This window comes from Microbacterium sp. 70-16 (assembly GCF_001898315.1).
Classification (GTDB): Bacteria; Actinomycetota; Actinomycetes; order Actinomycetales; family Microbacteriaceae; genus Microbacterium.
Map to the genome: position 1 here is coordinate 364,174 of NZ_MKTQ01000014.1, position 26,861 is coordinate 391,034.

20 protein-coding genes are annotated in these 26,861 nt (G+C 68.8%); 8 read left to right on the forward strand and 12 right to left on the reverse strand.

Features of this window, described 5'->3' with window-relative positions; translation table 11 throughout:
• The first annotated feature begins 6 nt into the window (after nt 1-6).
• Together BGO46_RS06740 and BGO46_RS06745 are read left to right on the forward strand one after the other, a co-directional pair.
• Nucleotides 7-2,151 carry a 3-hydroxyacyl-CoA dehydrogenase NAD-binding domain-containing protein gene (locus BGO46_RS06740; protein ID WP_292679085.1) on the forward strand — a complete coding sequence of 715 codons (2,145 nt, stop codon included), beginning with the start codon at nt 7-9 and terminating at the stop codon, nt 2,149-2,151.
• A gap of 146 nt (nt 2,152-2,297) precedes the next feature.
• The gene (locus tag BGO46_RS06745) at nt 2,298-3,008 is read left to right on the forward strand and encodes an SPFH domain-containing protein (protein ID WP_292679082.1); all 711 of its coding nucleotides are present in this window, start codon (nt 2,298-2,300) and stop codon (nt 3,006-3,008) included.
• Between the two features lie 70 nt (nt 3,009-3,078).
• Here the strand turns inward: BGO46_RS06745 and pepN are convergent, their stop codons facing one another.
• The 6 genes from pepN to dut all read right to left on the reverse strand — a co-directional run bounded on the left by pepN (nt 3,079) and on the right by dut (nt 12,742).
• Nucleotides 3,079-5,631, reverse strand: a complete 2,553-nt coding sequence (gene pepN, locus BGO46_RS06750) for an aminopeptidase N (RefSeq protein WP_292679079.1) — start codon at nt 5,629-5,631, stop codon at nt 3,079-3,081.
• A gap of 260 nt (nt 5,632-5,891) precedes the next feature.
• Nucleotides 5,892-7,862 carry a 1-deoxy-D-xylulose-5-phosphate synthase gene (dxs, locus tag BGO46_RS06755; RefSeq protein ID WP_292679076.1) on the reverse strand — a complete coding sequence of 657 codons (1,971 nt, stop codon included), beginning with the start codon at nt 7,860-7,862 and terminating at the stop codon, nt 5,892-5,894.
• An 84-nt stretch (nt 7,863-7,946) separates the two neighbouring features.
• Complete coding sequence (acnA, locus tag BGO46_RS06760; RefSeq protein ID WP_292897294.1) at nt 7,947-10,784, reverse strand: aconitate hydratase AcnA; 2,838 nt, start codon at nt 10,782-10,784, stop codon at nt 7,947-7,949.
• 169 nt (nt 10,785-10,953) lie between these two features.
• Nucleotides 10,954-11,712, reverse strand: coding sequence for a DUF3159 domain-containing protein (locus BGO46_RS06765; protein WP_292679073.1), 759 nt, complete (start codon nt 11,710-11,712; stop codon nt 10,954-10,956).
• Nucleotides 11,709-12,296 (reverse strand): DUF3710 domain-containing protein, encoded by a 588-nt coding sequence (locus BGO46_RS06770; RefSeq protein ID WP_292679070.1) that lies wholly within the window; start codon nt 12,294-12,296, stop codon nt 11,709-11,711. The genes BGO46_RS06765 and BGO46_RS06770 overlap by 4 nt, the downstream gene beginning before the upstream one ends.
• Nucleotides 12,293-12,742 (reverse strand): dUTP diphosphatase, encoded by a 450-nt coding sequence (gene dut, locus BGO46_RS06775; protein WP_292679067.1) that lies wholly within the window; start codon nt 12,740-12,742, stop codon nt 12,293-12,295. Before dut ends, BGO46_RS06770 begins: the two co-directional genes overlap by 4 nt.
• A 24-nt stretch (nt 12,743-12,766) precedes the next feature.
• Between dut and BGO46_RS06780 the strand changes: the two genes are divergently transcribed.
• A complete protein-coding gene (locus tag BGO46_RS06780) occupies nt 12,767-13,270 on the forward strand; it encodes a DUF3093 domain-containing protein (RefSeq protein WP_292679064.1) in 504 nt (167 codons plus the stop codon).
• Here BGO46_RS06780 and BGO46_RS06785 read toward each other — a convergent pair whose 3' ends face one another.
• Nucleotides 13,271-13,564, reverse strand: coding sequence for a DUF4193 domain-containing protein (locus tag BGO46_RS06785; protein ID WP_292679061.1), 294 nt, complete (start codon nt 13,562-13,564; stop codon nt 13,271-13,273).
• A gap of 237 nt (nt 13,565-13,801) precedes the next feature.
• Here BGO46_RS06785 and sepH point away from each other — a divergent pair, with 237 nt between their 5' ends.
• A complete protein-coding gene (gene sepH, locus BGO46_RS06790) occupies nt 13,802-14,821 on the forward strand; it encodes a septation protein SepH (protein WP_292679058.1) in 1,020 nt (339 codons plus the stop codon).
• Between the two features lie 98 nt (nt 14,822-14,919).
• Here sepH and BGO46_RS06795 read toward each other — a convergent pair whose 3' ends face one another.
• Complete coding sequence (locus BGO46_RS06795; protein ID WP_292679056.1) at nt 14,920-16,053, reverse strand: nucleotide pyrophosphatase/phosphodiesterase family protein; 1,134 nt, start codon at nt 16,051-16,053, stop codon at nt 14,920-14,922.
• A gap of 62 nt (nt 16,054-16,115) precedes the next feature.
• On the opposite strand from BGO46_RS06795, the gene BGO46_RS06800 reads away from it, so the two are divergent.
• Complete coding sequence (locus BGO46_RS06800; protein ID WP_292679054.1) at nt 16,116-18,578, forward strand: DNA topoisomerase (ATP-hydrolyzing); 2,463 nt, start codon at nt 16,116-16,118, stop codon at nt 18,576-18,578.
• 29 nt (nt 18,579-18,607) lie between these two features.
• Here the strand turns inward: BGO46_RS06800 and BGO46_RS06805 are convergent, their stop codons facing one another.
• The gene (locus tag BGO46_RS06805; protein WP_292679052.1) at nt 18,608-19,270 is read right to left on the reverse strand and encodes a response regulator transcription factor; all 663 of its coding nucleotides are present in this window, start codon (nt 19,268-19,270) and stop codon (nt 18,608-18,610) included.
• Nucleotides 19,271-19,478: 208 nt separating this feature from the next.
• Here BGO46_RS06805 and BGO46_RS06810 point away from each other — a divergent pair, with 208 nt between their 5' ends.
• Nucleotides 19,479-20,648 carry a histidine kinase gene (locus BGO46_RS06810; protein ID WP_292679050.1) on the forward strand — a complete coding sequence of 390 codons (1,170 nt, stop codon included), beginning with the start codon at nt 19,479-19,481 and terminating at the stop codon, nt 20,646-20,648.
• A gap of 328 nt (nt 20,649-20,976) precedes the next feature.
• Here the strand turns inward: BGO46_RS06810 and BGO46_RS06815 are convergent, their stop codons facing one another.
• Nucleotides 20,977-23,049, reverse strand: a complete 2,073-nt coding sequence (locus tag BGO46_RS06815) for a DNA topoisomerase IV subunit B (protein WP_292679160.1) — start codon at nt 23,047-23,049, stop codon at nt 20,977-20,979.
• Nucleotides 23,050-23,240: 191 nt separating this feature from the next.
• Between BGO46_RS06815 and BGO46_RS06820 the strand changes: the two genes are divergently transcribed.
• A complete protein-coding gene (locus BGO46_RS06820) occupies nt 23,241-23,459 on the forward strand; it encodes a hypothetical protein (protein ID WP_292679047.1) in 219 nt (72 codons plus the stop codon).
• Between the two features lie 52 nt (nt 23,460-23,511).
• A complete protein-coding gene (locus BGO46_RS06825) occupies nt 23,512-24,537 on the forward strand; it encodes a sugar-transfer associated ATP-grasp domain-containing protein (protein ID WP_292679044.1) in 1,026 nt (341 codons plus the stop codon).
• Between the two features lie 123 nt (nt 24,538-24,660).
• Here BGO46_RS06825 and BGO46_RS06830 read toward each other — a convergent pair whose 3' ends face one another.
• Nucleotides 24,661-25,359, reverse strand: a complete 699-nt coding sequence (locus BGO46_RS06830) for a coenzyme F420-0:L-glutamate ligase (protein WP_292679041.1) — start codon at nt 25,357-25,359, stop codon at nt 24,661-24,663.
• Nucleotides 25,356-26,786, reverse strand: a complete 1,431-nt coding sequence (locus BGO46_RS06835) for an RNA polymerase sigma factor (protein WP_292679038.1) — start codon at nt 26,784-26,786, stop codon at nt 25,356-25,358. Before BGO46_RS06835 ends, BGO46_RS06830 begins: the two co-directional genes overlap by 4 nt.
• Between the last annotated feature and the right edge of the window lie 75 nt (nt 26,787-26,861).

The window sequence follows — 26,861 nt, forward strand, 5'->3', positions numbered from 1 at the left end:
CAGACCATGACGAACTACGAGGAGATCGACTTCTCCCCCATCCTCGCCGACACCGCCGACGAGGTCATCACGCACGCCCGTGTGCGCGACGTGACCCTCGCCTCGGGCAAGGTGCTGGCCCTGGTCACGCTCGACAACGGCCGCGACCACACGCGCCCGAACACTCTCGGCCCCGCCACCATGGCCGCGCTGGGCGACACGCTCGACGGCCTCAAGGCACGTGCTGCGGCCGGCGAGATCCAGGCGGTCGGCGTCACCGGCAAACAGTACATCCTGGCCGCCGGCGCCGACCTGTCCGACATCTCCAAGGTCGGTTCGAAGGCCAACGCCAAGCTCGTCGCGCAGCTGGGCCACAAGGTGTTCGGCAAGCTCGGCGGCCTCGGCGTGCCGACGTTCGCGTTCGTCAACGGCCTCGCGCTCGGCGGCGGACTCGAGATCGCGCTGAACTCGGACTACCGCACGGTGGATGCCTCGGCCGCCGCGATCGCGCTGCCCGAGGTCTTCCTCGGCATCATCCCCGGTTGGGGCGGTGCGTACCTGCTGCCGAACCTCATCGGCATCGAGAACGCGCTCGAGGTCGTCGTGTCCAACCCGCTGAAGCAGAACCGCATGCTCAAGCCGCAGCAGGCGTTCGACCTCGGCATCATGGACGCGATCTTCCCCGCAGCGACGTTCCTGGAGAGCTCGCTCGCGTGGGCCGACGGCGTGCTCACCGGCGCGACGAAGGTCGAGCGCAAGAACCAGCCCGGCAAGATCGAGCGCACCGTCAAGTGGCCCGTCGCCATCAAGATGGCGCGCGGCATGCTCGAGTCCAAGATCGGCACCGTGCCCCGCTCGCCGTACGTCGCACTCGACCTGCTCGAGAAGGCCAAGGGCGGCACGAAGGAAGAGGGCTTCGCCCGCGAGGACGAGGCGCTCGCCGACCTCGTCACGGGCGACCAGTTCGCGGCATCCATGTATGCCTTCGACCTCGTGCAGAAGCGCGCGAAGCGCCCCGTCGGCGCCCCCGACAAGGCCCTCGCGAAGAAGGTCACGAAGGTCGGCATCATCGGTGCAGGCCTCATGGCCAGCCAGTTCGCGCTGCTGTTCGTACGCAAGCTGCAGGTGCCCGTGCTCATCACCGACCTCGACCAGGCGCGCGTCGACAAGGGCGTCGCCTACATCCACGACGAGATCGGCAAGCTCGAGGCGAAGGGACGGCTCGACGCCGACACCGCCAACCAGTTGCGCGCACTCGTGACCGGCACGACCGACAAGAGCCTCTACGCCGACTGCGACTTCGTCATCGAGGCCGTCTTCGAAGAGGTCGGCGTCAAGCAGCAGGTGTTCGGTGAGATCGAGAAGATCGTCGCCGAGGATGCCGTGCTCGCGACCAACACGTCGTCGCTGTCGGTCGAGGAGATCGGGTCGAAGCTCGCACACCCTGAGCGGCTCGTGGGCTTCCACTTCTTCAACCCGGTCGCGGTCATGCCGCTCATCGAGATCGTGAAGACGCCCGTCACGACCGAGGCCGCCCTGTCGACGGCGTTCGTCGTCGCGCGCGGGCTCGGCAAGAACGCCGTGCTGACGGCCGACGCCCCCGGGTTCGTCGTCAACCGGCTGCTCGCGAAGGTCATGGGCGAAGCGGCGCGTGCCGTCTACGAGGGCACGCCCGTCGCCGACGTTGAGAAGGCGTTCGCGCCCCTCGGTCTGCCGATGGGGCCGTTCCAGCTCATCGACCTCGTCGGCTGGAAGGTCGCAGCCCACGTGCAGGACACGATGGTGCACGCGTTCCCCGATCGCTTCTACGCCAACGAGAACTTCCATGCGCTCGCCGAGCTGCCGGCGGTCGTCGAGAAAGACAAGGGCGGTCGTGTCACGGGCTTCACGAAGGCCGCTGCGAAGCTCGTGAAGGAGGCTGCGGGCTCTGCCCCGGCATCCGCCGACACGATCCTGCGCCGCGTGCAGGATGGACTTGCGACCGAGATCAAGCTGATGCTCGACGAGGGCGTCGTGCCCGAGGTCGAAGACATCGACCTGTGCCTCATCCTCGGCGCAGGCTGGCCGTTCATCGACGGCGGCGCCTCGCCGTACCTCGACCGTGAGGGCGCGTCGGAGCGCACGTTCGGCGACACGTTCCACCACCCGCCGATCCGGGGCATCGCCGGCTGAGCAGGAGTCGACAAGAGGGCGGTTCCGCGTGCGGGGCCGCCCTCTTGTCGCATTTCAGCCGAACGTTCCGGGACGCTTCGGTGAACATTCGCGTCACAACGCGTCGCGTGACGTTCGGAGCCTGCGGCACACGAGATCCTGTGGAGGTGATCGACACCATCACGTCGCTGTTCGGGACCTCCAACATGAACTCGCTCATCAAGACGGGCGGGGCGATCCTGACCGTGCTGCTGGTCGTGCCGGCGCTGTTCAAGCTACTCGTCGTGACGATCGACGAAGGTGAAGCGGCGATCCGCACCCGCAACGGGCGGCCCATCATCCGCCGGCGCACGCGCGGGGGTGTCGAGGCCGGCGAGGTCGTCGTACTGGGTCCCGGATCGCACGCCGTGTTCCCGATCCTGGCCTGGTACCGCCGTGTCGACACGCGCGTGCGGTCGACCGATCTGCCCGCCCGCCAGCTGACCGCCGGTGGCGGCCGCCAGCACCTCGTGCACGCGTCGTTCGACTGGCGTCCGTTCGTCACGGGCTCGGACCTGCGGGTGTTCGAGCTCGACGTCGTCGACGTGAAGGAGCGCACCGGCAACATCGTCGGCGCCGCCCTGCGCGACCTCGTGCACGGCGAAGAGGCGGGCCGCCTGCCGATCAACACCGACCTGTCCGCCGCGGTGCTCGACGCGTGCGCCGAGCGGGTGCGCAACGCGTGCGGCATCGAACTGCTGTCGGTCGTCATCACGGGTGACGCGCTGACCGACGGATATCTGCTCGCCGATGCGATCACGGGTCGCTCGCCGGCGCAGTCGCTCGAGACGGATGCCTGGGCAGGTGCCGTCGCCGTGCTGCGCAGCGTCGAGGCTTGACCCGGCACGACGGCGCGGCGCTGGGCTGCCCGTCAGGGTCTTGCGCGGCGCGGTCTTGCGCTGCGCGGTCCTACGCGACGCGGTCTTGCGCGGCGCCGTCTTGCGCCGCGCGCACACGCAGGTCGCGGGCGAGGCCGTCGCGCGATTCGATCACGAGGCGGCGCAGGGCAGCGGGGGCATCCGGGTGCATCGGCAGCCACGCGTCGACGGCGTCGAGCGTGTCGGAGGCCGGGAACAGTCCGACCACGAGTCGGCGTGCGATCTCGATGCTGCGACGGGTCCACACCGGTTCGATGCGGGCGAAGTAGTCGTCGTCGAACGCCGCGATCAGGTCGCGCCGGCCGCCCGCACGGACGCCGGCGATCGTCGCGTCGAGGTGATCGTTGGTGAGCGACTCGTCCTCCCACGCGGCGTGCCATGCGGCGGAACGCACCGCCGCGTCGGGCCGAGCCGCCAGCACCGTGCGGTGCGCCGTCAGGCCCTGCGAAGACGGGTCACGGTCGCGCTCGGCATCCGCATCGGCCTCGGTCGCGTGGCCCGTCGCTGCCAGCGCCGTGAGCCACGCCCACCGCAGCTCGGGGTCGAGCACCAGTCCCGCGGGAACGGGCCGCACGCCGGCGAGCATGTCACGGATCTGCCCCGCCCGATCGTCGCAGCGCGCCGCGGCGGCCCCGAGGGCGCGAGCCCAGGCGAGTTGGGCATCCGACCCCGCATCGGCCTGCGTCAGCGCCGCAACGGTGGTGGTGAGCCACTGCGCGGCCAGCCCCGGCCGGTCCACGGCGCGGGCGTAGTGGCCGATCGCGAAGTCGGCGTGTCCGAGCGCGTCCGCGAGCAATGCCGCGTTGGGCTCGCGCGGGGCGTGCTGGGCGACGATCTCCAGGTAGCGCGCAGCGGGCAGTAGACCGTCGCGGGTGGCGTTCCACAGCGCCGCCCAGACGACGGCGCGCGTCGTGGCATCCTCGATCGTGCTGAGGTGTTGCGCGACCGCCTGTGTGGACGAGGCATCCAGTCGCACCTTGGCGTACGTGCGATCGTCGACGTTCGGGACGATCAGCACGATGTCCTCCCCCGCCGTCGCCGCGAGCGGCGTCCGCGCACCCGCCGCGTCGACCTCGACGGCCGCGCGCGGCTCGAGGCGCCCCCGCTCGAGGGCGTACAGTCCGACCGTGAGCCGGTGCGGCCGCGGGTCGGTCTGCACGAGCGTGAGAGCGCCGTCCGCGCCGCGCTCGACCGAGATCTCCGACATGCCGGTGGTCTGCAGCCACGCGGCGCTCCAGGCCGCGAGATCGCGTCCGGATGCCGCCTCGAGCGCGGCGAGCAGGTCCGGCAGCGTCGTGTTGCCGTACGCGTGGTCGGCGAAGTAGCGCCGCGCGCCCGCGAAGAAGGCATCCTCCCCCGCGTACGCGACGAGCTGCTTGAGGACGGATGCCCCCTTCGCGTAGGTGATCCCGTCGAAGTTGAGCTTGGCGGCCTCGAGATCGGTGATGTCGGCCACGATCGCATGCGTCGTCGGCAGCTGGTCCTGCGCGTACGCCCAGCCCTTGCGGCGGCTCGCGAACGTCACCCAGGCATCCGGGTACCCGGCCGCAGTGACAGCGGCATGCGCGCCCATGAAGTCAGCGAACGACTCCTTGAGCCAGAGGTCATCCCACCAGCGCATCGTCGCGAGGTCACCGAACCACATGTGTGCCATCTCGTGCAGGATCGTGTTCGCACGACCCTCGTGCTGCGCCGCCGTCGCCGCCCCGCGGAAGACGTAGCGCTCGGTGAACGTGACGAGTCCGGGGTTCTCCATCGCGCCGAGGTTGTACTCGGGCACGAAGATCTGGTCGTACTTGCCCCACGGGTAGGTGAGGCCGAACGCGTCGGAGAAGAACGTCAGCCCACGGCGGGTGATCTCAAGGATCTCGTCGGCTCCGTTGCTGCCGTCGAGGTAGGAGGCCAGCGAGGCACGGCACAGGACGCCCAGCGCGACCTCGCCGTCGGGTCCGCGCCAGGTGCCGTCGACGCGGTGGTACGGACCCGCCGCGACCGCTGTGATGTAGCTCGACAGCGGCAGCGTCTCGGCGAACGCGACGCGCACGCCGTCGGTGAGGTCGGTGCGCGAGATCTCCGCGCCGTTCGACAGCACCTGCCATCCGGTGGGCGCGGCGACGGTGAAACGCCAGCGTGCCTTCAGATCAGGTTGCTCGAAGCAGGGGTACACCCGGCGGCAGTCGGCCGGCTCGTACTGCGTGTAGAGGTAGACCTCGTCGTCGACCGGATCGCGGAAGCGGTGCAGGCCCTCGCCCGAGGTGCTGTACCGGCCGCGGGCGCGCACCGTGACGGTGTTCTCGGCAGCGAGGCCGGTCACACTGATGCGGGCACCGTCCCACATGACGTCCTGCGGTACGCCGTTGACAACCACTTCGTCGACGGATGCCCCGATGAAGTCGATCCACGAGTCGGCGACGCTCGCGCTGAACACGAGCGTCGACACCGTCGCGAACGTCGCCTGCGCGCTGTCGCGCGCGTCGCGCAGGTCGAGCTCGACCTCGACCGTGCGCAGGCGGATTGAGGCTGCCCGACCCGCCGTCTCGTCGCGGGTCAGGTTCGCAGTGCGGGAGAGATCGGCGTGGGGCATCCCCCCATGCTGTCACGGCGGTGACTATGCGGGTGTTCAGCGCCACCGTTGCCGCCACCCGGCTCGGCCAGCCGCCGCAACAACTCAGGAGTTGCGCTCGCGCGCGCGACGGCAGCCCGCGTGATCTCGCGGCGCTGCGACTCACGCAGGCTCCACGCGGGTCGGCGTTCCTGAGTTATTGCGGCGCACGCGCTGCGACGGCGCTGAGAGGTCGCGGCGCAGCCGCGCGAGACGACGCCCCGCGGGAGCCCAGACCGAGCTCAGGAGCGCGAGTCGTCGCGCTCGGCGGCGCTGTCACCCTGCGTGACCGACCAGATCGCGCCGGTGTCGGCCGAGGGGCGTGCGACCGGGATGCGCGTGCCGAGCACCTGCGCGACGACGTCTTGCGCGATCTTGGCGGCCGTCAGGCCCGCGTCCTCGAGGATCTGCTCACGCGTCGCGTGGTCGATGAACTCGTCGGGCAGACCCAGCTCGTCGACCGCCGTATCGACGCCCGCTTCACGCAGCACCTGGCGCACGCGCGTACCGACACCGCCGACGCGGATGCCGTCTTCGATGGTGATGACGAGGCGGTGCGTCGCCGCGAGCGTGACGACACTCGGCTGCACGGGCACGACCCAGCGCGGATCGATGACGGTCGCACCGATCCCCTGCGCGCGCAACCGCTCAGCGACGTCGGTCGCCAGGTGCGCCATCGGGCCGATTCCGACCAGCAGCACGTCCTCCGCGCCCTCGCGCCACAGCACGTCGGTGCCGTCGGAGAGTCGCTCGAGCGCGGGCAGCTCCGGCGAGACGGCCCCCTTCGGGAACCGGATCACCGTCGGCGCATCGCCTATCGCGATGGCCTCGTCGAACTCTTCGCGCAGGCGCGCCTGGTCGCGCGGTGCGGCGATGCGGATGCCGGGAACGATCTGCAGCATCGCAAGGTCCCACACGCCGTGGTGGCTGGGGCCGTCCGGCCCTGTGACCCCAGAGCGGTCGAGCACGAAGGTGACGCCCGCCTTGTGCAGCGCGACGTCCATCAACACTTGGTCGAAGGCGCGATTCATGAAGGTCGCGTAGAGCGCGACGACAGGGTGCAACCCGCCGAAGGCGAGGCCCGCCGCCGATGCGACCGCGTGCTGCTCGGCGATGCCGACGTCGTACACGCGGTCGGGGAAGCGCTGGGCGAAGGGCTGCAGGCCCGTCGGGCGCAGCATCGCGGCCGTCATCGCGATGAGGTCTGTGCGTCGCTCGCCGGCGGCGACCAGGGCATCCGCAAAGGCGTCGGTCCAGGCGATGGCGGTGGACGAGCCCAGCGGCTCACCCGTGGCCGGGTCGATCTTGCCGACGGCGTGGAACTGGTCGGCCTCGTCGTTGCGGGCGGGTTCGTAGCCGCGCCCCTTCTCGGTGATGACGTGGACGATGACGGGTGCGCGGTATGCCTTGGCGAGCCGCAGCGTCTCCTCGAGCACAGGCAGGTCGTGCCCGTCGATCGGGCCGAGGTACTTGATGTCGAGGTTCGAGTAGAGGGCGACGTTGTTGGTGAAGCGCGAGAGGAACCCGTGCGTGCCGCCGCGCACGCCGCGGTACACCGCGCGGCCCACCGGACCCAGGCGGCGGAAGAACGAATCCGAACCGCGGCGCAGGTTCTCGTACCCCTCGGTCGTGCGGACGCGGTTGAGGTAGCGCGCCATGCCGCCGATCGTGGGCGCATAGGAGCGACCGTTGTCGTTGACGACGATGACGAGGTTGCGGTCGTTGTCGTCGGAGATGTTGTTGAGCGCCTCCCACGTCATGCCGCCCGTGAGCGCGCCGTCGCCGACGACCGCGACGACGTGGCGGTCGGTACGGCCCGTGCGCGTCAGGGCGCGCGAGATGCCGTCGGCCCAGCTGAGCGAGCTCGAGGCGTGCGAGGACTCGACGACGTCGTGCGGACTCTCCGAGCGCTGCGGATACCCCGCGAGCCCGCCGCGGGAGCGCAGCGCGCTGAAGTCCTGCCGGCCCGTGAGCAGCTTGTGCACGTATGACTGGTGCCCGGTGTCGAAGACGAACGGGTCTTGCGGCGAGTCGAAGACGCGGTGCAGCGCGATCGTCAGTTCGACGACGCCGAGGTTCGGACCCAGGTGTCCACCGGTGCGCGCGACGTTCTCGACGAGGAACTCGCGCACCTCCGCGGCGAGCTGCTCGAGCTGCTGCGGAGTTAATGCGTCGAGATCGCGCGGACCACGGATCGACTCGAGCAGGCTCATCCCCCGAGTCTACTTCGCAGACGCCGAAGGCCCCGGCATCCCTGCCTGCTCGGGGCAGGATGCCGGGGCCTTCGCACGCGGACCTCAGACGAGCGAGCGCAGAACGTACTGCAGGATGCCACCGTTGCGGTAGTAGTCGGCCTCACCGGGTGTGTCGATACGGACCTTCGCGTCGAAGACGATGGTCTCCTTACCCTCCGCCGAGAACTCGCTCGGCGCGGCGGTCACCTTGACCGTCTTCGGGGTGACGCCCTCGTTGAGCTGCTCCAGGCCCTCGATCGAGACGATCTCGGTGCCGTCCAGGCCCAGCGACTTCCAGGACTGTCCCTCGGGGAACTGCAGCGGGACGACGCCCATGCCGATCAGGTTCGAGCGGTGGATGCGCTCGAAGCTCTCGGTGATGACCGCCTTGACGCCGAGCAGCGACGTGCCCTTGGCCGCCCAGTCGCGCGACGAGCCCGAGCCGTACTCCTTGCCGCCGAAGACGACGAGCGGGGTGCCCTGCGCCTGGTAGTTCTGGCACGCGTCGTAGATGTACGACTGCGGGCCGCCGGCCTGCGTAAAGTCACGCGTGAAGCCGCCCTCGATGACCTGACCGTCGTTGACGGCCGCGACCATCTCGTTCTTCAGGCGGATGTTCGCGAACGTGCCGCGGATCATGACCTCGTGGTTGCCACGACGCGAACCGAAGGAGTTGAAGTCCTTCTGGGCGACGCCATGCTCGGTGAGGTACTGCGCGGCGGGCGTGCCCGCCTTGATGTTGCCGGCCGGCGAGATGTGGTCGGTCGTGACCGAGTCACCCAGGGTCGCCATGACGCGGGCCCCGGAGATGTCGCTGACGGGCGTGAGCTCCATCGACATGCCGTCGAAGTAGGGCGCCTTGCGCACGTACGTCGAGTCGGCATCCCATTCGAAGACCGGGCCCTCGGGCGTCGGCAGGCTCGTCCAACGCTCGTCGCCGTCGAAGACGGTCGCGTACTGCTTGATGAACTGGTCACGCGAGATCGACGAGTCGATGACCTCCTGCACCTCGTCGGGCGAGGGCCAGATGTCCTTCAGGAACACGTCGTTGCCGTCAGTGTCCTTGCCGAGCGGGTCGGTCTCGAAGTCGAAGTGCATCGACCCGGCGAGGGCGTACGCGACCACGAGCGGCGGCGAAGCCAGGTAGTTCATCTTGACGTCGGGGCTGATGCGACCCTCGAAGTTGCGGTTGCCCGAGAGCACGGCCGTCACGGCGAGGTCGTTGTCGTTGATCGCCGTCGAGACCTCTTCGATGAGCGGCCCGGAGTTGCCGATGCAGATCGTGCAGCCGTAGCCGACGGTGTAGAAGCCGAGGCCCTCGAGCGCCTTGTCGAGGCCCGACTTCTCGTAGTAGTCGGTGACGACCTTCGAGCCGGGGCCGAGCGTCGTCTTGACCCACGGCTTGCGCTTGAGGCCCTTGTCGACGGCCTTCTTGGCGAGCAGGCCCGCCGCGAGCATGACCGACGGGTTCGACGTGTTCGTGCACGACGTGATCGCGGCGAGCGTCACGGCGCCGTTGTCGAGGATGTACGACGAGCCCTCAGGCGTCGTCACCTTGACGGGCTTGGATGCCGCGGCCGGTGCGCCGCTGTTGATGTGCACCTCGCGCGTCTCGGGTTCTTCGTCGCCGGGGGCGCTACCGGGGTCGGAGGCCGGGAAGGAGTGCTTCGACTCGAGGTCGACGATGTCGTGCGTGACCGACGGCGTCGCGTAGTTCAGGATGTCCTTCTCGAACTGCGTCTTCGCCTCGGAGAGCAGGATGCGGTCCTGCGGGCGCTTCGGGCCTGCGATCGACGGCACGACGGTGCCGAGGTCGAGCTCCATGTACTCGCTGTAGACGGGCTCATTCGCGGCGTCGTGCCAGAGCTTCTGCTCCTTGGCATACGCCTCGACGAGGGCGACCGCCTGCTCGTCGCGACCGGTCAGGCGCAGGTAGTCGAGCGTGACGTCGTCGATCGGGAACATGGCGGCCGTCGAGCCGAACTCGGGGCTCATGTTGCCGATCGTGGCGCGGTTGGCCAGGGGCACGGATGCCACGCCGGCGCCGTAGAACTCCACGAACTTGCCGACCACGCCGTGCTTGCGCAGCATGTCGGTGATCGTCAGCACGACGTCGGTGGCCGTGACGCCGGCGGGGATCTCGCCGGTCAGCTTGAAGCCGACGACGCGCGGGATGAGCATCGAGACGGGCTGGCCGAGCATCGCGGCCTCGGCCTCGATGCCGCCGACGCCCCAGCCGAGCACGCCCAGGCCGTTGACCATCGTGGTGTGCGAGTCAGTGCCGACACAGGTGTCGGGGTAGGCGCGCAGCACGCCGTCACGCCCGGTGCGGTCGTAGATGACCTTCGCGAGGTGCTCGATGTTGACCTGGTGGACGATGCCGGTGCCGGGCGGGACGACCTTGAAGTCCTGGAAGGCGGTCTGGCCCCAGCGCAGGAACTGGTAGCGCTCGCCGTTGCGCTCGTACTCGATCTCGACGTTGCGCTCGAGGGCGTTCTCGGTGCCGAACAGGTCGGCGATGACCGAGTGGTCGATGACCATCTCGGCGGGCGAGAGCGGGTTGATCTTGTCGGGGTTGCCGCCGAGGGCGGTGACCGCCTCGCGCATCGTGGCGAGGTCGACGATGCAGGGCACACCGGTGAAGTCCTGCATCACGACGCGTGCCGGCGTGAACTGGATCTCGGTGTCGGGCTCGGCATCGGCATCCCAGTTGCCGAGTGCTTCGATCTGCGCCTTCGTCACGTTGGCACCGTCTTCGGTGCGCAGCAGGTTCTCCAGCAGAACCTTGAGGCTGAACGGAAGCTTCTCGTAACCGGCGACGGTGTCGAGGCGGTAGATCTCGTAGTCGGTTCCCCCGACCGTGAGGGTGCTCTTGGCACCGAAGCTGTCAACAGTGGACACGTCTGCTCTCCTTCGTCGGGGGCACGGGCGCGGGCTGAGATCGCGGTGGGCGACCGCAGCGGCCTGTCTCTCCATCTTCCCCGCCTGCGTCGCGCCCGGCTAGTGAGGCAGTCCTTACCGGACCGGTCTCCGCGGAGGGAAGATTTATCTTGATATCAAGATAAATCTATCACGGCTCGGTCGGGGTGTCGGCTGCGGCGCGCTGGGGGTAGACGGCGCGCACCGCGAGCCACGTGACCGCCACCAGCGGGGCGAAAAGCGGCAGACCCATCGCAATCTTGAGGGTGCCGAGCGTCGTGATCGCTTCGTCCGTGCCCGCGAGATAGAACGGCAGCTGCACGCCGAGGCGCGTGAAGAACAGTGCGGCCCAGGCGATCGCGAGCCAGAAGAAGACGCGGCGCTTGCGCGGCTCTTTGCGCCACGCCGTGCCCTCGTTCATGAGGAACCCGACGGCGAGCCCGATCAGCGACCAGCCGATGAGTGCCGAGATGAGGAACGCCGTGCCGTACGCGGCGTTCGTGAGCAGGCCCAGCACGAAATTGTCCTGCCCGCGTCCGGTCCACAGCGCCAGCGCCGCCGCCGCACCTGTCGCGATGAGCCCACCGAAGGCCGCACCGGCGGGCGAGCGCTGGACGAGCCGCACGACCGTGAAGATCGCCGCCATGCCGACCGATACGACAAGGGCGAGCACGAGGTTGCTCGTGAAGGTGAACAGCAGCACAAACGCGAGTCCGGGCAGCACCGACTCGAAGACGCCACGCCAGCCGCCCATGGCAGCCCACACGATGTGTCCCGTGTGGGCGTCGGCCGCAGGGTCGAGGCCCGCGCGCCGTGCCGCGCCACCGAGGGCCTGTCCGACGAGTTCGGATGCCGAGGGCACGCGCTCCTGGTCAGCGTCCTGCTCGGAGCGATCGTCGGGCGTGGTCATGCTGTGCCGGGAGCGGCGGGCATCTTCAGCGGGATGAGGTCGCGCGGGGGCATCGGCGTGCCGCCGCGGACGACGACGATCGAGCGGAACAGGTCTTCCACCTTCGCCGCGGCATCCACATCGTTCGTTGCCGCTCCCCCGATCACTCCGCGCAGGAACCAGCGCGGGCCGTCGACGCCGATGAAGCGCGCGAGGCGCTTGCCGGGCGTCGCGTTCGGGCCGGCCGCGACGGGCACCTCCGCGAGAAGCTCGGGGCCGAGCGGCCCTTCACGCTCTTCGACGCGGCCACCCTGCTGACGGATCTGCTGGCGGATCTGCTCGCGCGTCTCGCCCCACAGTCCCGTCGTGCGGGGCGCGGCGAACGGCTGCACCTGCAGGGTCGACTCGGCGTAGTCGAGGCCGACCGCGACGATGCGCTTGGTCTGCTCCTCGACCTCGAGCCGCAGGTTGAGGCCTTCGCGCGGCAGCACCTTGATGCCGCCGAGGTCGATGTAGGGCCGCACCGGGTTGGCTTCGGCTTCATCGAACGGGCCTGAGCTCGCCCGGTCGGCCGGGGCCGATTTGTCCTGCACGTCATCACTCATGACTGTGCTCCTGTCTGATAGCCGGTCGAGCCGAAGCCGCCCTCTCCTCGGGTGGAGTCGGGAAGTTCGTCGACCGGGATGAACCGGGCCCGCGGAACGGGCATGACGATGAGCTGCGCGATGCGGTCACCGACGGCGATGTCGTATGCCTGCGAGGCATCCGAGTTCAGCAGCGACACCTTGATCTCGCCGCGATAGCCGGCATCGACGGTGCCCGGCGCGTTCACGATCGTTATGCCGTGCTTGGCGGCCAGGCCGCTGCGCGGCACGACGAAGGCGACGAAACCGTCGGGCAGCGCGATGCGCACCCCGGTCCCCACGAGCGCCCGCTGGCCGGGCTCCAGCCGCAGCGCCTCGGTCGACACGAGATCGGCGCCGGCATCACCGGGGTGGGCATAGACGGGGACCTGCGACGCGATAATGGGAACGTCCACGGAATCGATCACCACAAGAGGCTAATGCACGCCCCCATGAACACAGACACCCGCTCCGCGCCGAAATCGCAGGCGATCTACCGCGAACGCCTCAGCCCTTCGCTGTGGGCGCTGCTGAGCGCCGCGGTGGCCGCGCCGATGGTCGCGCTCGTGTTCGTGCCGTTGGATGCCACGGTGGCGCTCGTCACGGGAATCGCGGTCGCCGTCGCGCTCATGGCGGCGCTGATCCTGCTCTCGCCCGTGGTCGAGGTGCGCGGCGGCGAGCTGCGCGTCGGGCGCGCGCACATTCCCGTCAATCAGCTCGGTGAGCCGATCGCCTACACCGGTGACGAGGCTCGCCTCATCCGCGGGCCGGCGCTCGAGCGCACGGCGTGGCACATGCTGCGCGGCGGAATCGACGGGGTCATACGTGTGCCGGTGATCGACGACCGCGATCCGATCACCGAGTGGGTGTTCTCCACTCGCACACCGGAGCGCGTCGTCGCCGTGATCACGCGGGCACAGACCGCGGCGGCCGGCGCCGCGGCGACGCAGGCCTGATCAGGCCGCGCACTCGACGCAGATCGCGCCGATCGAGGTCTCGTGGTCGATCTGCGTGCGGTGCTTGACGAGGAAGCACTCGATACAGGTGAACTCGTCTTCCTGCGGGGGCAGGACGACCACGTCGAGTTCGAGGTCGGACAGGTCGGCTCCGGGCAGTTCGAAGCCCGAGGGGTTGTCGGCGTCTTCGTCGCCGACGGCGCCGGAAAGCTTGTCCGGGACGCGCTCCTTCAGGGCCTCGATCGACTCGCTGTCGTCTTCGGTCTTGCGGGGTGCGTCGTAATCGGTCGCCATGCTCTCACTTCCAGGATCTGACAGTTGCAACCCCACACCGTGGGCGTGGGGCGGCGATAGTTTGCACGACGGGGCCGCTTTTCGCAAATGCCCACCTCGTGCCACCCGACTTCCGGTGGGTGCTCGTACGTGAACTCGCGGCGCGCCCGCGATATTCCCGCCGTCGGCGGTGCGCCGTGTCAGCATGGGCGCGGCACCATTGTCGTGCCTACGCAGGGATCTGGAGGCGTGTTTCCCATGGAGCAGCTCAAAGTCATCGGAATCGAAGAAGGCGTGCTCGTCGTCGCGACCGAGGCCGGTGAGCGCTTCGCGCTCGCCGTCGACGAGACGCTGCGCGCGCAGCTGCGCCGCATCCAGCGTGACGCCGAACCCCGCGCGCCGCGCCCGAGCCCGCGCGACATCCAGGCGCACATCCGCTCCGGACTGACTGCGGCGGAGGTCGCCGAGCTGCTCGGCGCACGCATCGAAGACGTCCAGCGGTACGAACGCCCGGTCCTCGCTGAGCGCGAGCACATCGTCGGCCAGGCACTTGCAGTGCCGGTGCTCATCGCGGGAGAACTCGACGCAGACGCCCAGCCCACGTTCGGCGTCGCCGTGCGTGCCAAGCTCGCCGATGCGGGCGCGGTGGGCGAGCGCTGGACCAGCTGGCGCGAAGAGTCAGGCTGGATCGTCAAGCTCGAGTTCACGGCCGCCGACGTCGACCACGACGCACGCTGGAGCTTCGACCCCCGCCGCAGCACGCTGGCGCCGCTGAACGCCGACGCGACGCAGCTGTCGCGTCAGGGCTCGCTGCCGGAAGGGCTGATCCCGCGCCTGCGCGCGCTGGACTCGTCGCCCCTGAAGGACTCGTCACGCTTCGACTCGGGCGCGTTCGGACCACGACGCATCGAACCGGATGCCGAGATCGCACGCCCCGAGATCCGTCCGACGGTCACCGCGGCCGTTCAGGAGGCCGCCATCAAGCGCGCCCCCGACCAGTCGGTCACCTCCGCTGAGACCGCTGATCTGCTGGAGGCACTGCGGCGCCGCCGGGGGCTGCGCGAGCCCATGCCCGCCGACGAGCAGGCCGACCAGGCGCACACGCCGGTCGCGCTGTTCGACGCGCTCGAGCCCGGGTACGACGACGCTGTCGAAGAGGCATCCGACGACACGCTCGATGACACCGTCATCTCGGAGTCGTCTCGCCGCAAGGGCCGCACGTCGATGCCCTCGTGGGATGAGATCGTCTTCGGCGCCCGCACCGAGGATGGTTCCTGAGCCCCACCGACGCGGGAGTTTCGGTCGCTTGAGGGGTCCGAAACTCGCCTCGCCGGAGTTTCGGTCGCTTGAGGGGTCCGAAACTGGCGCGGCCCGCGTCAGCGTGCGAACGCGCCGAGGCGGATGAGCGGCACGATCCGCTCCTGATCGGTGAGCGATCCGTGCTGGCCGATCATGCGCTGCGGCTTCTTGTCGGCAAGCCGGTCGTCGTAGTACGCGACGGCGCCGCGCGCAGCGATCAGCACGTCGCCGATGCGGGGACGCACCTCGGCATCCACCGTCTCGCCGTACAGGCCGGCGGCGATCGCCTCATCGCGGGTCAGCACCCACGAGCGCGCGTCCTCGCTCTCGCGCCAGCGCGCGGCGACGTCGTCCGCCGCGCCCGCGCGCGTGTAGAGCTGCAGCAGGCGCGGCTCGCCCGCGACGAGGTCGACGTCGTCGACCAGCGCGTCACCGTGACGCAGCAGCACGTGCCGATGAGCGGGCACGTCGACCATGCCGTGATCGGCCGTGACCAGGATGCCCGTGCCGGCCGCGGCCTGCTCATCGAGTCGGCGCAGCGCGGCATCCAGCCGCTCGAGCCCCGCGATCCACTCGTCGCTCTCCCACCCGCGCGCATGGCCGATCGTGTCGAGCTCGGGCAGGTAGACGTAGACGAGAGCGCCCGCATGCTCTGTGGCGAGGGCGGCCGCCACGTCGAGGCGTTCCTCGGGTGTCGCGCCCGCGACGAAGGTCGCGCCGCGCTGGATCGCCCGCGTGAAGCCCGACGTCGCGTAGATGCCCTTCGAGACGACGAAGCACGGGCGGCCGAGGGCCGCCTCACGCTCGAGCAGAGGCTCGGCGCGCTGCCACGTGTACGGGTCGAGCCCGTCGGTCTCCCACCCCTTGAGCTGGTTCGGTGCGGTGTCCGTTCCGGGCACGCGGGCGCGATAGCCGACGATGCCGTGCACACCGGCATCCACGCCCGTCAGCAGGCTCGTGAGGGCGGTCGCGGTCGTCGCGGGGAAGACGGTGCGTGCGGCATCCTTCTTCGCCATGTGCGACGTCAGGAACCGCGCGTGACCGGCGCGCGTGGCGAGGTTGCCGCGGCCGAGTCCGTCGACGAGGACGAGGATCGCTGACCGTGCCGGCGCGAACCACCCTTCCCTGCCGCTCAGAGACGTCAGCAGTTGCGGCACGACACCGGTGAGGCTCCGGGCAGTCGGCGGGTCCGCGGGTAGGCTGAAGGACATCGGGGCCAGTCTCGCACACGGCGCACAGGGCCCCTTCCCGTCACCGGAGGCCCGCTAGATCCATGGCAGCATCGCGCACCGAGTCCATCCCCGAAGGTCATGGCCGCATCGAGGACGTCGACGTCGCCGCGGAGATGCAGGACTCGTTCCTCGAGTACGCCTATTCGGTGATCTACTCGCGGGCGTTGCCCGATGCCCGCGACGGACTCAAGCCCGTGCAGCGGCGCATCCTGTTCCAGATGGCCGACATGGGGCTGCGACCCGATCGCGGCCACGTCAAGAGCGCGCGCGTCGTCGGCGAGGTCATGGGAAAGCTCCACCCGCACGGCGACTCGGCGATCTACGACGCGCTCGTGCGCCTGTCGCAGCCGTTCGCGCTGCGTGTGCCGCTCGTGGACGGGCACGGCAACTTCGGATCGCTCGACGACGGCCCCGCCGCCGCGCGCTACACCGAGGCGCGTCTCGCCCCGGCCGCACTCGCGCTGACCGAGAACCTCGACGAGGATGTCGTCGACTTCGTCCCGAACTATGACGGACAGTTCCAGCAGCCCGCCGTGCTGCCCGCCGCGTTTCCCAACCTGCTCGTCAACGGCGCGACCGGCATCGCGGTCGGCATGGCCACCAACATGGCACCGCACAATCTCATCGAGGTCGTCGCCGCCGCCATCCACCTGCTCGACAACCCCGACGCGACCACGGCCGAGCTCATGGAGTTCGTGCCCGGCCCCGACCTGCCCGGCGGCGGCATCATCGTGGGGCTCGACGGCATCACCGAGGCGTACGAGTCGGGCCGCGGCACGTTCCGCACGCGCGCCAAGGTCGCGGTCGAGTCTCTCGGACCCCGCAAGACGGGCCTGGTCGTCACCGAACTGCCGTACATGGTCGGCGTCGAGCGCGTGATCGAGAAGATCAAGGATGCCGTCAATGCGAAGAAGCTCACCGGCATCGCCGACGTCACCGATCTCACCGACCGCAACCACGGACTGCGCCTGGTCATCGGCATCAAGACGGGGTTCGACCCGAACGCCGTGCTCGAGCAGCTCTACCGGCTGACGCCGCTTGAGGACTCGTTCGGCATCAACAACGTCGCCCTCGTCGACGGCCAACCACAGACGCTGGGCCTCAAACCCCTGCTGCGCGTCTACCTCGACCACCGCATCCAGGTCGTCACGCGGCGCAGCCGCTACCGCCTCGCGCGCAAGCAGGAGCGCCTGCACCTCGTCGAGGGTCTGCTCATCGCGATCCTCGACATCGACGAGGTCATCCAGGTCATCCGTGCGTCGGATGACTCAGAGCAGGCACGCACGAGGCTCATGAGCGTGTTCGACCTGTCACAGCTGCAGGCCGAGTACATCCTCGAGTTGCGTCTGCGTCGCCTCACGAAGTTCTCCCGCATCGAGCTCGAGTCCGAGCGTGACGCCCTCAAGGCCGAGATCGCCGACCTCGAGGCGCTGCTGGCCAGCGAGACCCTGCTGCGTGCACAGGTCGCCCGCGAGCTCGACGCCGCCGCCGAGACCTTCGGCACGCCGCGGCGCACGCTGTTGCTCAACGGCGGTCCCGTCGCACCGCGCTCGCGCGCCGCGGCTCCGGCAGACCTGCAGATCGCGGATGCCCCGTGCCGGGTCTTCCTGTCGGCGACCGGTCGCATGGTGCGCGCCGAGCTCCGTGAAGCACAGGGCGACGGCGAGACGGGCGGCATCGTCCCGCCGACCCGGCGGTCGAAGCACGACGCGATCCGCGCCGCCGTCGACACCACGACGCGCGGCGCTGTGGGCGCCGTGACGACCGCGGGGCGCCTGGTGCGCTTCTCCCCCGTCGACCTGCCGTCTGTGCCCGCCAACGCCGTCCAGCTGGCTGCAGGCACCCGCGCCGACCAGTATCTGGGGCTCGGCGCCGGTGAGCACGTCGTGTCGATCGTGCCGCTCGGCGATGACGTGCTCGCCCTCGGCACCGCCCACGGCGTCGTCAAGCGCGTCGCCGCCTCCGAGCTGCCCGCCGGCAAGCACGACGTCGAGATCATCGCGCTCAAGCCCGGCGACCGGGTCGTCGGCGCTGATGTCGCCCCCGACGGCGCCGAGCTCGTGTTCGTGGCCTCCGATGCGCAGCTGCTGCGCTTCGATGCCGACGCCGTGCGCCCGCAGGGGCGAGCCGCGGGCGGAATGTCGGGCATCCGTCTGTCTGCGGGTGCCGCGGTCATCGCCTTCCTCACCGTGCCTACCGGGGCGGATGCCGCGGTCGTGACCGTCGCAGGATCCGCACAGGCGATCGCCGGCACCGACGCCGGCAGCGCGAAGGTGTCGTCGTTCAGCGAGTTCCCTGCGAAGGGCCGCGCGACCGGCGGCGTGCGCGCACAGCGCTTCCTGAAGGGCGAGGACTCGCTCACCCTCGCCTGGGTCGGCGTCGAGCCGCGTGCGGTCGGCGCGGACGGCTCGGTGCGTCAGCTGCCCGCCGGCGATGCCAAGCGCGATGCGTCCGGGCAGGCGCTGGATGCCGTGATCGGCGCGATCGGCACCGCGATCGCCTGAGCCCGTCGCCGGCTTGAGACGGGGAGCCGTCAGGAGATCGTGACGAGCCGCAGCTGCGTCGCGCGGATCAGCACCTGGATGCGGTCGCGGACGCCCCACTTGGCGGTGATGCGCCCCAAATGCGACTTCACGGTCGCCTCCGACACGAACAGCGTCGCCGCGATCTCGGCGTTGGACATGCCCTGAGCGAGCAGCGTGACGACCTCGAGCTCACGGTCGGTGAGCTCTTCGTCGCGACCCACGGAGCGCGGATGTGCGGGCTCGTTGCTCTGCACCGAGGAGATGAGCTCTTTCGCCACCCGCGGCGACAGCACGTACCCGCCCTCGTAGGCGAGCCGGGCCGCATCGAGGATGCGATCGGGCGACGTGTCCTTGACGAGGTAGCCCGATGCGCCGGCACTGAGCATGGGCACGATGACCCGCTCGGCCGAGAAGGTGGTCAGGGCGACGATCTTCAGCCCCGGGAACTCCTTGATCAACCGTCCCGTGGCCTCGATACCGTCCATGATCGGCATCTGGACGTCCATCAGCACGACGTCGGGACGGGTCTCACGTACGAGCGTGATGGCATCCGCGCCGTTCTCGGCCTCGCCGACGAGTTCGAAGCCCTCGGACGATTCCAGGAAGACGCGCAGCGCGGCGCGCACCAGCGACTCGTCGTCAACGATCATCACGCGTATGGAGTCAGTCACATCGCCATCCTACGGACCGTCCGGCCGCGCTCTCGCCGAACGGATATAGACAAAAGTCGCTATTGATGTAGCCATTCGTCGGTCGCGCGGGGGGACGTGAGTTTGAAGAATCGATTCGAGACATTGAAGGAGGTGGAACGTATGTGGTACTGGCTCGGACAGCTCATCGGCATCTACAAGTGAAGCGCGCACGCGGAATAATCACAGCATGACTCTATTGGGCGCACGCCTGCGCAGCGCGTTGCGCACACCGTGGTGGGAGTACCAGCCGCTCAGTCCCTGGGCGCGACGAATCCTCATCACCGTTGCGGGTGTGACCATCGTCCTCGACTCGCTCTTCCGAGCGACAAGCGGACGCCCCGATAACATCGCTTCCGCGGTCGTCACGACAAGCATCACCCTCGCGGTGGCGCTGTATGCGTGGAGACCACCCGTCGGCACTCTGGTCATGATCGTGGTCGCTGTTGTGGCCGCCGTGACCGGTGTTACTGACACGCTCCTGGCAGGAGCAGTCCCACTCGGACTCGTCGCATTCAGTTGCAGCGTGCCGCTCACTGTCACCTATGCAGTCGCGTGGACCGGATGGCTCTTGGCATCCATCCTGCGACCAGAATCTGGATTCCAGCCTCTCGGCGGAATCATCATCGCCATCGTCGGACTCCTGAGCCTCTTGATCGGACTGGCCATCCGTCAGCAACAGGAGCGGGCGAGAAACTTGACCTTGCAGCTGGAAGCGACCGAACGCGAGATCGCAGAGCAGCTGCGACACGAGCGTGACCTCATCGCCGACGAGCTGCACGACATCGTCGCCCACGAGATCACGATCGTCGCGTTGCACGCGGCGGTACTCGATCGCACCGACGACATGAAGACACGCGCACAATCCCAGACCGCGATCCGGGAAGCCGCCGTTCAGGCGCTGACCGACATCAGACGCGTCCTCGGCATGGTGCGCGGCGAAGAGAATCTCTCCCCCGAACGCGTGCCGTCCGCAGACAGCATCGAGGGCACGGTGGCAGCTGTCACGAAGGAACTCGCGCAGGCCGGCATCGCCGTGACCGCGCAGATTCCCGACGACGTCCGACTGCCCAGTGCCTCTCTGGTCGCGCTCGTCCGCGTGATCCGCGAGAGTTCGACCAACGTACTCAAGCACGCGACAGGGGCACGCAACGTCCACATCACGCTCCGGATCGAGCGCGGGTGGGCCCACCTCGACTTCACCGACGACTCACCACCATCGCGCACCGCGGGCCTTCCCGCCTCCGGCTACGGCATCATGCGCTTGCGTGAGCGCTTCCGGCTCTTCGGCGGGTCCTTCTCGTCAGAGCGCGGAGCCGCCGGCTGGGTCGTCTCCGCCGCGATTCCCTTGGAGTCGTGAGCCTGCCCACCCGATACCGACCTGACCCCAGAACTAGACAAAAGTCGCAACCGATGTAGCCTTTCGGCCATCGGGCATCCGGCGTCATGCCACTTACGCTTGATCTTGCCGAAGGACTGATCCCCAGTCAGCCTTCACTGAGCGTCAAGCTGCGATGTCTGTGATTTCGGGGACGATGGAAGCGGATCCGCACCATCGTCATCACGACTACGCGCTGGTGCCGCGGCGATGGCCCGAAATCGATCCCCCCAGCTCGGTTTCGGGCCCCGCGTCGTTCCCGGCGGGCTTCGCTGGGAACGACGCGGCATTCACGCGTCGGACGCGGCATTCACGCGTCGATGGCCTCGCGGTCGAGCCGGTCGCTCGATGACACGATGAAATCGCGCCGCGGCGCGACATCGCTGCCCATGAGCAGCTCGAAGACGCCCGCGACAGCCTCGGCATCCTCCACCCGCACGCGGCGCAGCGTGCGACCGACGCGATCCATCGTCGTCGTCGCGAGCTGGTCGGCATCCATCTCGCCCAGGCCCTTGTAGCGCTGCACCGGCTCTTGCCAGCGGCGCCCGCTCTTCTGCACCTTCGCCAGGAGGGTGTGCAGCTCTTGCTCGGAGTACGTGTACACCGTCTCGTTGGGCTTGGAGCCCGGGTTGACGATGATCACGCGGTGCAGCGGCGGCACGGCGGCGTACACGCGCCCCGCCTCGATCAGCGGACGCATGTAGCGGAAGAACAGTGTCAGCAGCAGCGTGCGGATGTGCGCGCCGTCGACATCCGCGTCGCTCATCAGGATGATCTTGCCGTAGCGGGCGGCGTCGAGGTCGAACGAGCGGCCCGAGCCGGCCCCGATCGTCTGGATGATCGCCGCGCACTCGGCGTTGCTCAGCATGTCGCTGATCGACGCCTTCTGCACGTTGAGGATCTTGCCGCGGATCGGCAGCAGCGCCTGGAACTCGCTGTTGCGCGCGTGCTTTGCCGTGCCGAGCGCCGAGTCACCCTCGACGATGAACAGCTCGGACTGCGCCACGTCGTTCGTGCGGCAGTCCGCAAGCTTGACCGGCAGCGACGACGACTCGAGGGCGTTCTTGCGCCGCTGCGTCTCTTTGTGGGTGCGCGCCGAGATGCGCGCCTTCATCTCGGAGACGACCTTGTCGAGCAGCAGCGCGGTCTGCGCCTTGTCGTCGCGCTTGGTCGACGCGAAGCGCGCGGTGAGCTCTTTCGTGACGACGTTCGCGACGATGTTGCGCACGGCCGGCGTGCCGAGGATCTCCTTCGTCTGACCTTCGAACTGCGGCTCAGGCAGTCGCACCGTCAGCACCGCCGTAAGGCCGGCGAGGATGTCGTCCTTCTCGAGCTTGTCGTTGCCCACCTTGAGTCGACGTGCGTTCTGCTCGACCTGGGTGCGGATCACCTTCATGAGACCCTGCTCGAAGCCGGCCTGGTGGGTGCCGCCCTTCGGCGTGGCGATGATGTTGACGAACGAGCGCGTCACGGTCTCATAGCCGGTGCCCCAGCGCAGGGCGATGTCGACGTCGCACGTGCGCTCGACCTCGGTGGGGACCATCGCGCCGCCGGGCTGCAGCACCGGCACGGTCTCGGTGAAGGTGCCCGCCCCGGTGAGGCGCCACGTGTCGGTGATGCCCGCGTCAGGGGCGAGGAAGTCCGAGAACTCCGAGATCCCGCCGTCGTAGCGGAACGACGTGGTCGCGGCCGCGTCGCCGCGCTCGTCGGCGATGTCGATCTGCAGTCCCGGCACGAGGAAGGCGGTCTGACGCGCGCGCTGCTCGAGCTCGTCGAGGGCGAAGGTGGCATCCTTCGTGAAGATCTGCCGGTCGGCCCAGTAGCGGATGCGCGTTCCCGTGACGCCCTTCGCGGCCTTGCCGACGACGCGCAGCTCGGAGGCGCGCTCGAACGGCGTGAAGGCGGAGTCAGGACTGGGGCCCGCGAACACGCCGGGCTCGCCGCGGTGGAACGACATCGCGTACGTCTTGCCGCCGCGGTCGACCTCGACGTCCAGCCGCTCGCTCAGCGCGTTGACGACCGACGCGCCGACGCCGTGCAGACCACCGGATGCCGCGTACGACCCACCGCCGAACTTGCCGCCGGCGTGCAGCTTTGTGAAGACCACCTCGACACCGGTCAGACCCGTGCGCGGCTCGACATCGACGGGGATGCCGCGGGCACGGTCACGCACCTCGACACTGCCATCGGAATGCAGCACGATGTCGATGCGATCGCCGAAGCCGCCGAGCGCCTCATCGACCGCGTTGTCGATGATCTCCCACACGCAGTGCATGAGGCCGCGTGAGTCGGTCGACCCGATGTACATGCCCGGGCGCTTGCGGACGGCCTCCAGTCCTTCGAGCACCTGAAGGTGATGGGCGGAATACTCGGCGGTCACAATCTCCAAGCGTATCCAGGGTCTCGGACACGGGGGCGGCGACACACGCGGCGGGCGCCGCAGGGCCGTATTCCCGCCTCCGACAAACGTACGCGCACAGCGAAATGTGACCGGATCGCGGCATTCTCCCGGCATCCGCGTGGTTGTATGTGATGCAACCGCACCGCAACGGACGCACCAAGGAGGAACCCGAAATGAGCATCTCGACCACCGCTGAGCCTGCCGTCCTCGAGTACCGCCTGACCGCCACGGATCGTTGCGACTCGTGCGGCGCCCAGGCCTACATCGCCGCCGAGGTCAACGGCAGCGAGCTTCTGTTCTGCGCCCACCACGGCCGCAAGTACGAAGAGAAGCTGCGCGCGATCGCCACCAGCTGGCACGACGAGACGGCCCGTCTGGCCGAAGCGCGCTGAGCCTCACCTTCTAGACTGGAGGGATCGTCTCCCCCAGTCCGGAAGGACTCTCATGGCTTCGAGCGGACTCGCTCTCAACGACCGTCTGCGCTTCCTCTGGCAGCGCGCCCGCGGCTTCGACGTCGCCTCCGTGACGGAGCGCGCGCGCAAGACCGCGCGCATCCACGGCAAGAGCTACCCGCTCGTGCTCGTCGACATGCTGTGGTCGGCTGCGCGTCATCGCGTCGGCTTCAACGACTACATGGAGTTCGACTTCGCGATCCTCACGCGCGCGGAACGCGCGACGTGGGTCACCAGCCCGCTCGCGCTCGAGCTGTCGAAGAGGTACGACGACCCCGCGTACGTGCACCACTTCCACCACAAGACCGATTTCAACCGCCTGTTCGACCGCTACCTCGGCCGCGAGTGGCTCGACCTCGAGACCGCCGGCCCGGATGAGTTGCGCGCGTTCGCACAGCGGCACCCCGTTCTCATCGGCAAGGAGCCCGTGAGCAAGTCGGGATTCGGTGTCAGCCGGTACGACACGACCGAGGTCACCGACTGGGCGGCTCTGCACGCCGAGCTCGTTCAGCGGGGACAGACGCTCGTCGAGGAGCGCATCGAGCAGCATCCCACTCTCGAGGCGATCGCCCCGGGCACGGCCAACACGACTCGCGTGACGACGTTCGTCAAGGACGACGGCACGGTCGAGATCGTCAACATGGCGCAGAAGTTCGGGCGCGGCAAGGTCAGCGACCAGGGCGCCTTCGGCGGCTTCTACACCGCCCTGCACGAAGACGGCCGGGCGATGGGCATGGGCTACGACATCCACGGCGAGCTGTACGCGACCCACCCCGACACGGGTGCGACGATCGCCGACTTCCAACTGCCCGACATGGATGCCGTCCGTGCGCTCATCACCGAAGTCGCCCTCGTCGTGCCGCAGGTGCGCTACGTCGGGTGGGACATCGTCGCGACAGCGAAAGGCCCCGTGCTCGTGGAGGGCAACTGGGGCGCCGGGGTGTTCGAGAACAAGCCCACCGCCACGGGCATCCGCCACGGACACCTCCCCCGCTACCGCGCCGCGATGGGCTTCTGAGCCCGCGCTCCGCCGAGTGCGCCGGTTCGTGCCGACAACGCCCCTTCGGGCGCGCGCACTACCGGCGCACTCGACGTCAACCGGCGCACTCGACGCGAACACTCGCGCCACGGCGCGCGCGGGTCAGTCGCGGCGGATGATGCCCAGCGGGGTGGACTGGTGGCCCTGACCCAGGGGATTATCGGCGAGGATGCGGACGAGCTGCTGCTCCCCCGGCTTGTCGAGGGTCGAGCCCAGGATGTTACCGCCGATGTCGTTGATGTCGACGACGGCGACCTCCGCACCGCCACCCAGCAGCGCCTTCAGGCGCGCCGCGACGGCATCCGGCTCGGTCGGGCCCAGCACGACTGCCTTGTTGTACGGCGGGATCGTGCCACTCGTGGGTCCGTCGATCGCACGCGCCTTGTCGCCCGCGATGCGGTAGAAGTCGCCACGCCGGCCGAACAGCTTCGTGACGGCGCTGACGGCGGCGGCGAACAGGATGCGCGGCGTGCCGCACTCGCGCAGGGCCATCTCCATCGTCTCGGGCATGCCGAGGCCGATCCCATACGAGGTCTTCGTCACGTACTTCGACAGGAAGCGCGCGAGCGGGCGCGGCGTGATCTCGTCGAGCGTGAACGAACGACCCTGCGTGATCGCGACGATCTTCTCCGTCACGAACAGCGTGTCGCCGTCGCGGACCACGCCGCGCGCGTACTCCGAGATGAACGAGTCCAGGTCGTCGCCGGGCATGACGACACGCGTGCGGATCGGGATCCGCTTGAACGTGCCCGCGTCGATCGTGACCGACAGGACCTTGCCGTCGTTGGGAGCCTCGCTCATTCGAGGTAGTCCCGCAGGGACTGCGAACGCGACGGGTGACGCAGCTTCGCCATCGTCTTCGACTCGATCTGGCGGATCCGCTCGCGGGTCACGCCGAACGTGTCGCCGATCTGGTCGAGCGTCTTGGGCTGACCGTCACCGAGGCCGAAGCGCATGCGGATCACGCCCGCCTCGCGCTCGGACAGCGAGTCCAGCAGCGACTCGAGCTGACGCTGCAGCATCGTGAAGCCCACCGCATCTGCCGGCACGACCGCCTCGGTGTCCTCGATGAGGTCACCGAACTCGCTGTCGCCGTCCTCACCGAGCGGCGTGTGCAGCGAGATCGGCTCGCGGCCGTACTTCTGCACCTCGATGACCTTCTCGGGGGTCATGTCCAGCTCGCGCGACAGCTCTTCGGGCGTGGGTTCGCGACCGAGGTCCTGCAGCATCTGCCGCTGCACGCGGGCGAGCTTGTTGATGACCTCGACCATGTGCACGGGGATGCGGATCGTGCGCGCCTGGTCGGCCATGGCACGGGTGATCGCCTGGCGGATCCACCAGGTCGCGTAGGTCGAGAACTTGAAGCCCTTCGTGTAGTCGAACTTCTCGACGGCACGGATCAGGCCCAGGTTGCCCTCCTGGATCAGGTCGAGGAACTGCATGCCACGACCCGTGTAGCGCTTCGCGAGCGACACGACGAGGCGCAGGTTCGCGCCCAGCAGGTGGCTCTTCGCACGCTGACCGTCACGGGCGACCCACTGCAGGTCGAGGCCCAGCTGCGACGACTTCTCGGCCGCCGTCATGTGCGAGAGCTTCTCTTCGGCGAACAGACCCGCCTCGATCCGCATTGCGAGCTCGACCTCTTCGGCCGCGTTCAGCAGCGGGACCTTGCCGATCTGCTTCAGATAGTCCTTGACCGGGTCGGCCGTGGCACCGGTGATCTGCGTCGAGTAGACCGGGACGTCATCCTCGTCGTTGGACGAGATGACGATCGCACCCGTGGGCAGCGGCTCAGAGAAGGCAGGCTTGGTCTGGCCTTCCTCGTCTTCGTCGTCTTCCTCGTCGTCAGCGGCGCCCTTGGCATCCTTCTTCGCGGGCGCAGTCTCGTCAGACTCGGTGTCGTCGTCGTCGGTCTCGTCGGCGTCGACGTCTTCGCCGTCGTCCTCGAGTTCGACGTCGTCGTCCAGCTCTTCTTCGTCAGCGTCGGATGCCTTGCCGGATGCCTTCTTGGCGGTGGTCTTGGCGGCGGTGGTCTTCGCCGCAGCGGTCTTGGCCGCGGGAGCCTTCGCCGCAGCGCTCTTCGCGGGCGCCTTCTTCGCGGGGGCCTTCTTCGCCGGCGCCTTGGCATCCGCCGCGGGCGTCTGCACAGCGGTCTCGGTTGCGGCCTGGTCGACCACGTCGGTGTCGTCTGCCTTGCGTGTACGGGGGGTCTTCGTAACGGAAGTCACGTCTCGCCTTTCACCGACGGGAGCCGTCGGGGTTTCGGACACTAGTAAGACCCTTGTCAAGTCCTGCGTCTTCCC

Excerpts from the sequence above, each read along its gene's own strand:
- BGO46_RS06740 (WP_292679085.1), top strand. The coding sequence starts at position 7 with ATGACGAACTACGAGGAGATCGACTTCTCCCCCATCCTCGCCGACACC.
- pepN (WP_292679079.1), bottom strand. The coding sequence starts at position 5,631 with ATGCCCCACGCCGATCTCTCCCGCACTGCGAACCTGACCCGCGACGAG.
- dxs (WP_292679076.1), bottom strand. The coding sequence starts at position 7,862 with ATGAGCCTGCTCGAGTCGATCCGTGGTCCGCGCGATCTCGACGCATTA.
- BGO46_RS06765 (WP_292679073.1), bottom strand. The coding sequence starts at position 11,712 with ATGACCACGCCCGACGATCGCTCCGAGCAGGACGCTGACCAGGAGCGC.
- BGO46_RS06770 (WP_292679070.1), bottom strand. The coding sequence starts at position 12,296 with ATGAGTGATGACGTGCAGGACAAATCGGCCCCGGCCGACCGGGCGAGC.
- BGO46_RS06780 (WP_292679064.1), top strand. The coding sequence starts at position 12,767 with ATGAACACAGACACCCGCTCCGCGCCGAAATCGCAGGCGATCTACCGC.
- BGO46_RS06785 (WP_292679061.1), bottom strand. The coding sequence starts at position 13,564 with ATGGCGACCGATTACGACGCACCCCGCAAGACCGAAGACGACAGCGAG.
- sepH (WP_292679058.1), top strand. The coding sequence starts at position 13,802 with ATGGAGCAGCTCAAAGTCATCGGAATCGAAGAAGGCGTGCTCGTCGTC.
- BGO46_RS06795 (WP_292679056.1), bottom strand. The coding sequence starts at position 16,053 with ATGTCCTTCAGCCTACCCGCGGACCCGCCGACTGCCCGGAGCCTCACC.
- BGO46_RS06800 (WP_292679054.1), top strand. The coding sequence starts at position 16,116 with ATGGCAGCATCGCGCACCGAGTCCATCCCCGAAGGTCATGGCCGCATC.
- BGO46_RS06810 (WP_292679050.1), top strand. The coding sequence starts at position 19,479 with ATGACTCTATTGGGCGCACGCCTGCGCAGCGCGTTGCGCACACCGTGG.
- BGO46_RS06820 (WP_292679047.1), top strand. The coding sequence starts at position 23,241 with ATGAGCATCTCGACCACCGCTGAGCCTGCCGTCCTCGAGTACCGCCTG.
- BGO46_RS06825 (WP_292679044.1), top strand. The coding sequence starts at position 23,512 with ATGGCTTCGAGCGGACTCGCTCTCAACGACCGTCTGCGCTTCCTCTGG.
- BGO46_RS06830 (WP_292679041.1), bottom strand. The coding sequence starts at position 25,359 with ATGAGCGAGGCTCCCAACGACGGCAAGGTCCTGTCGGTCACGATCGAC.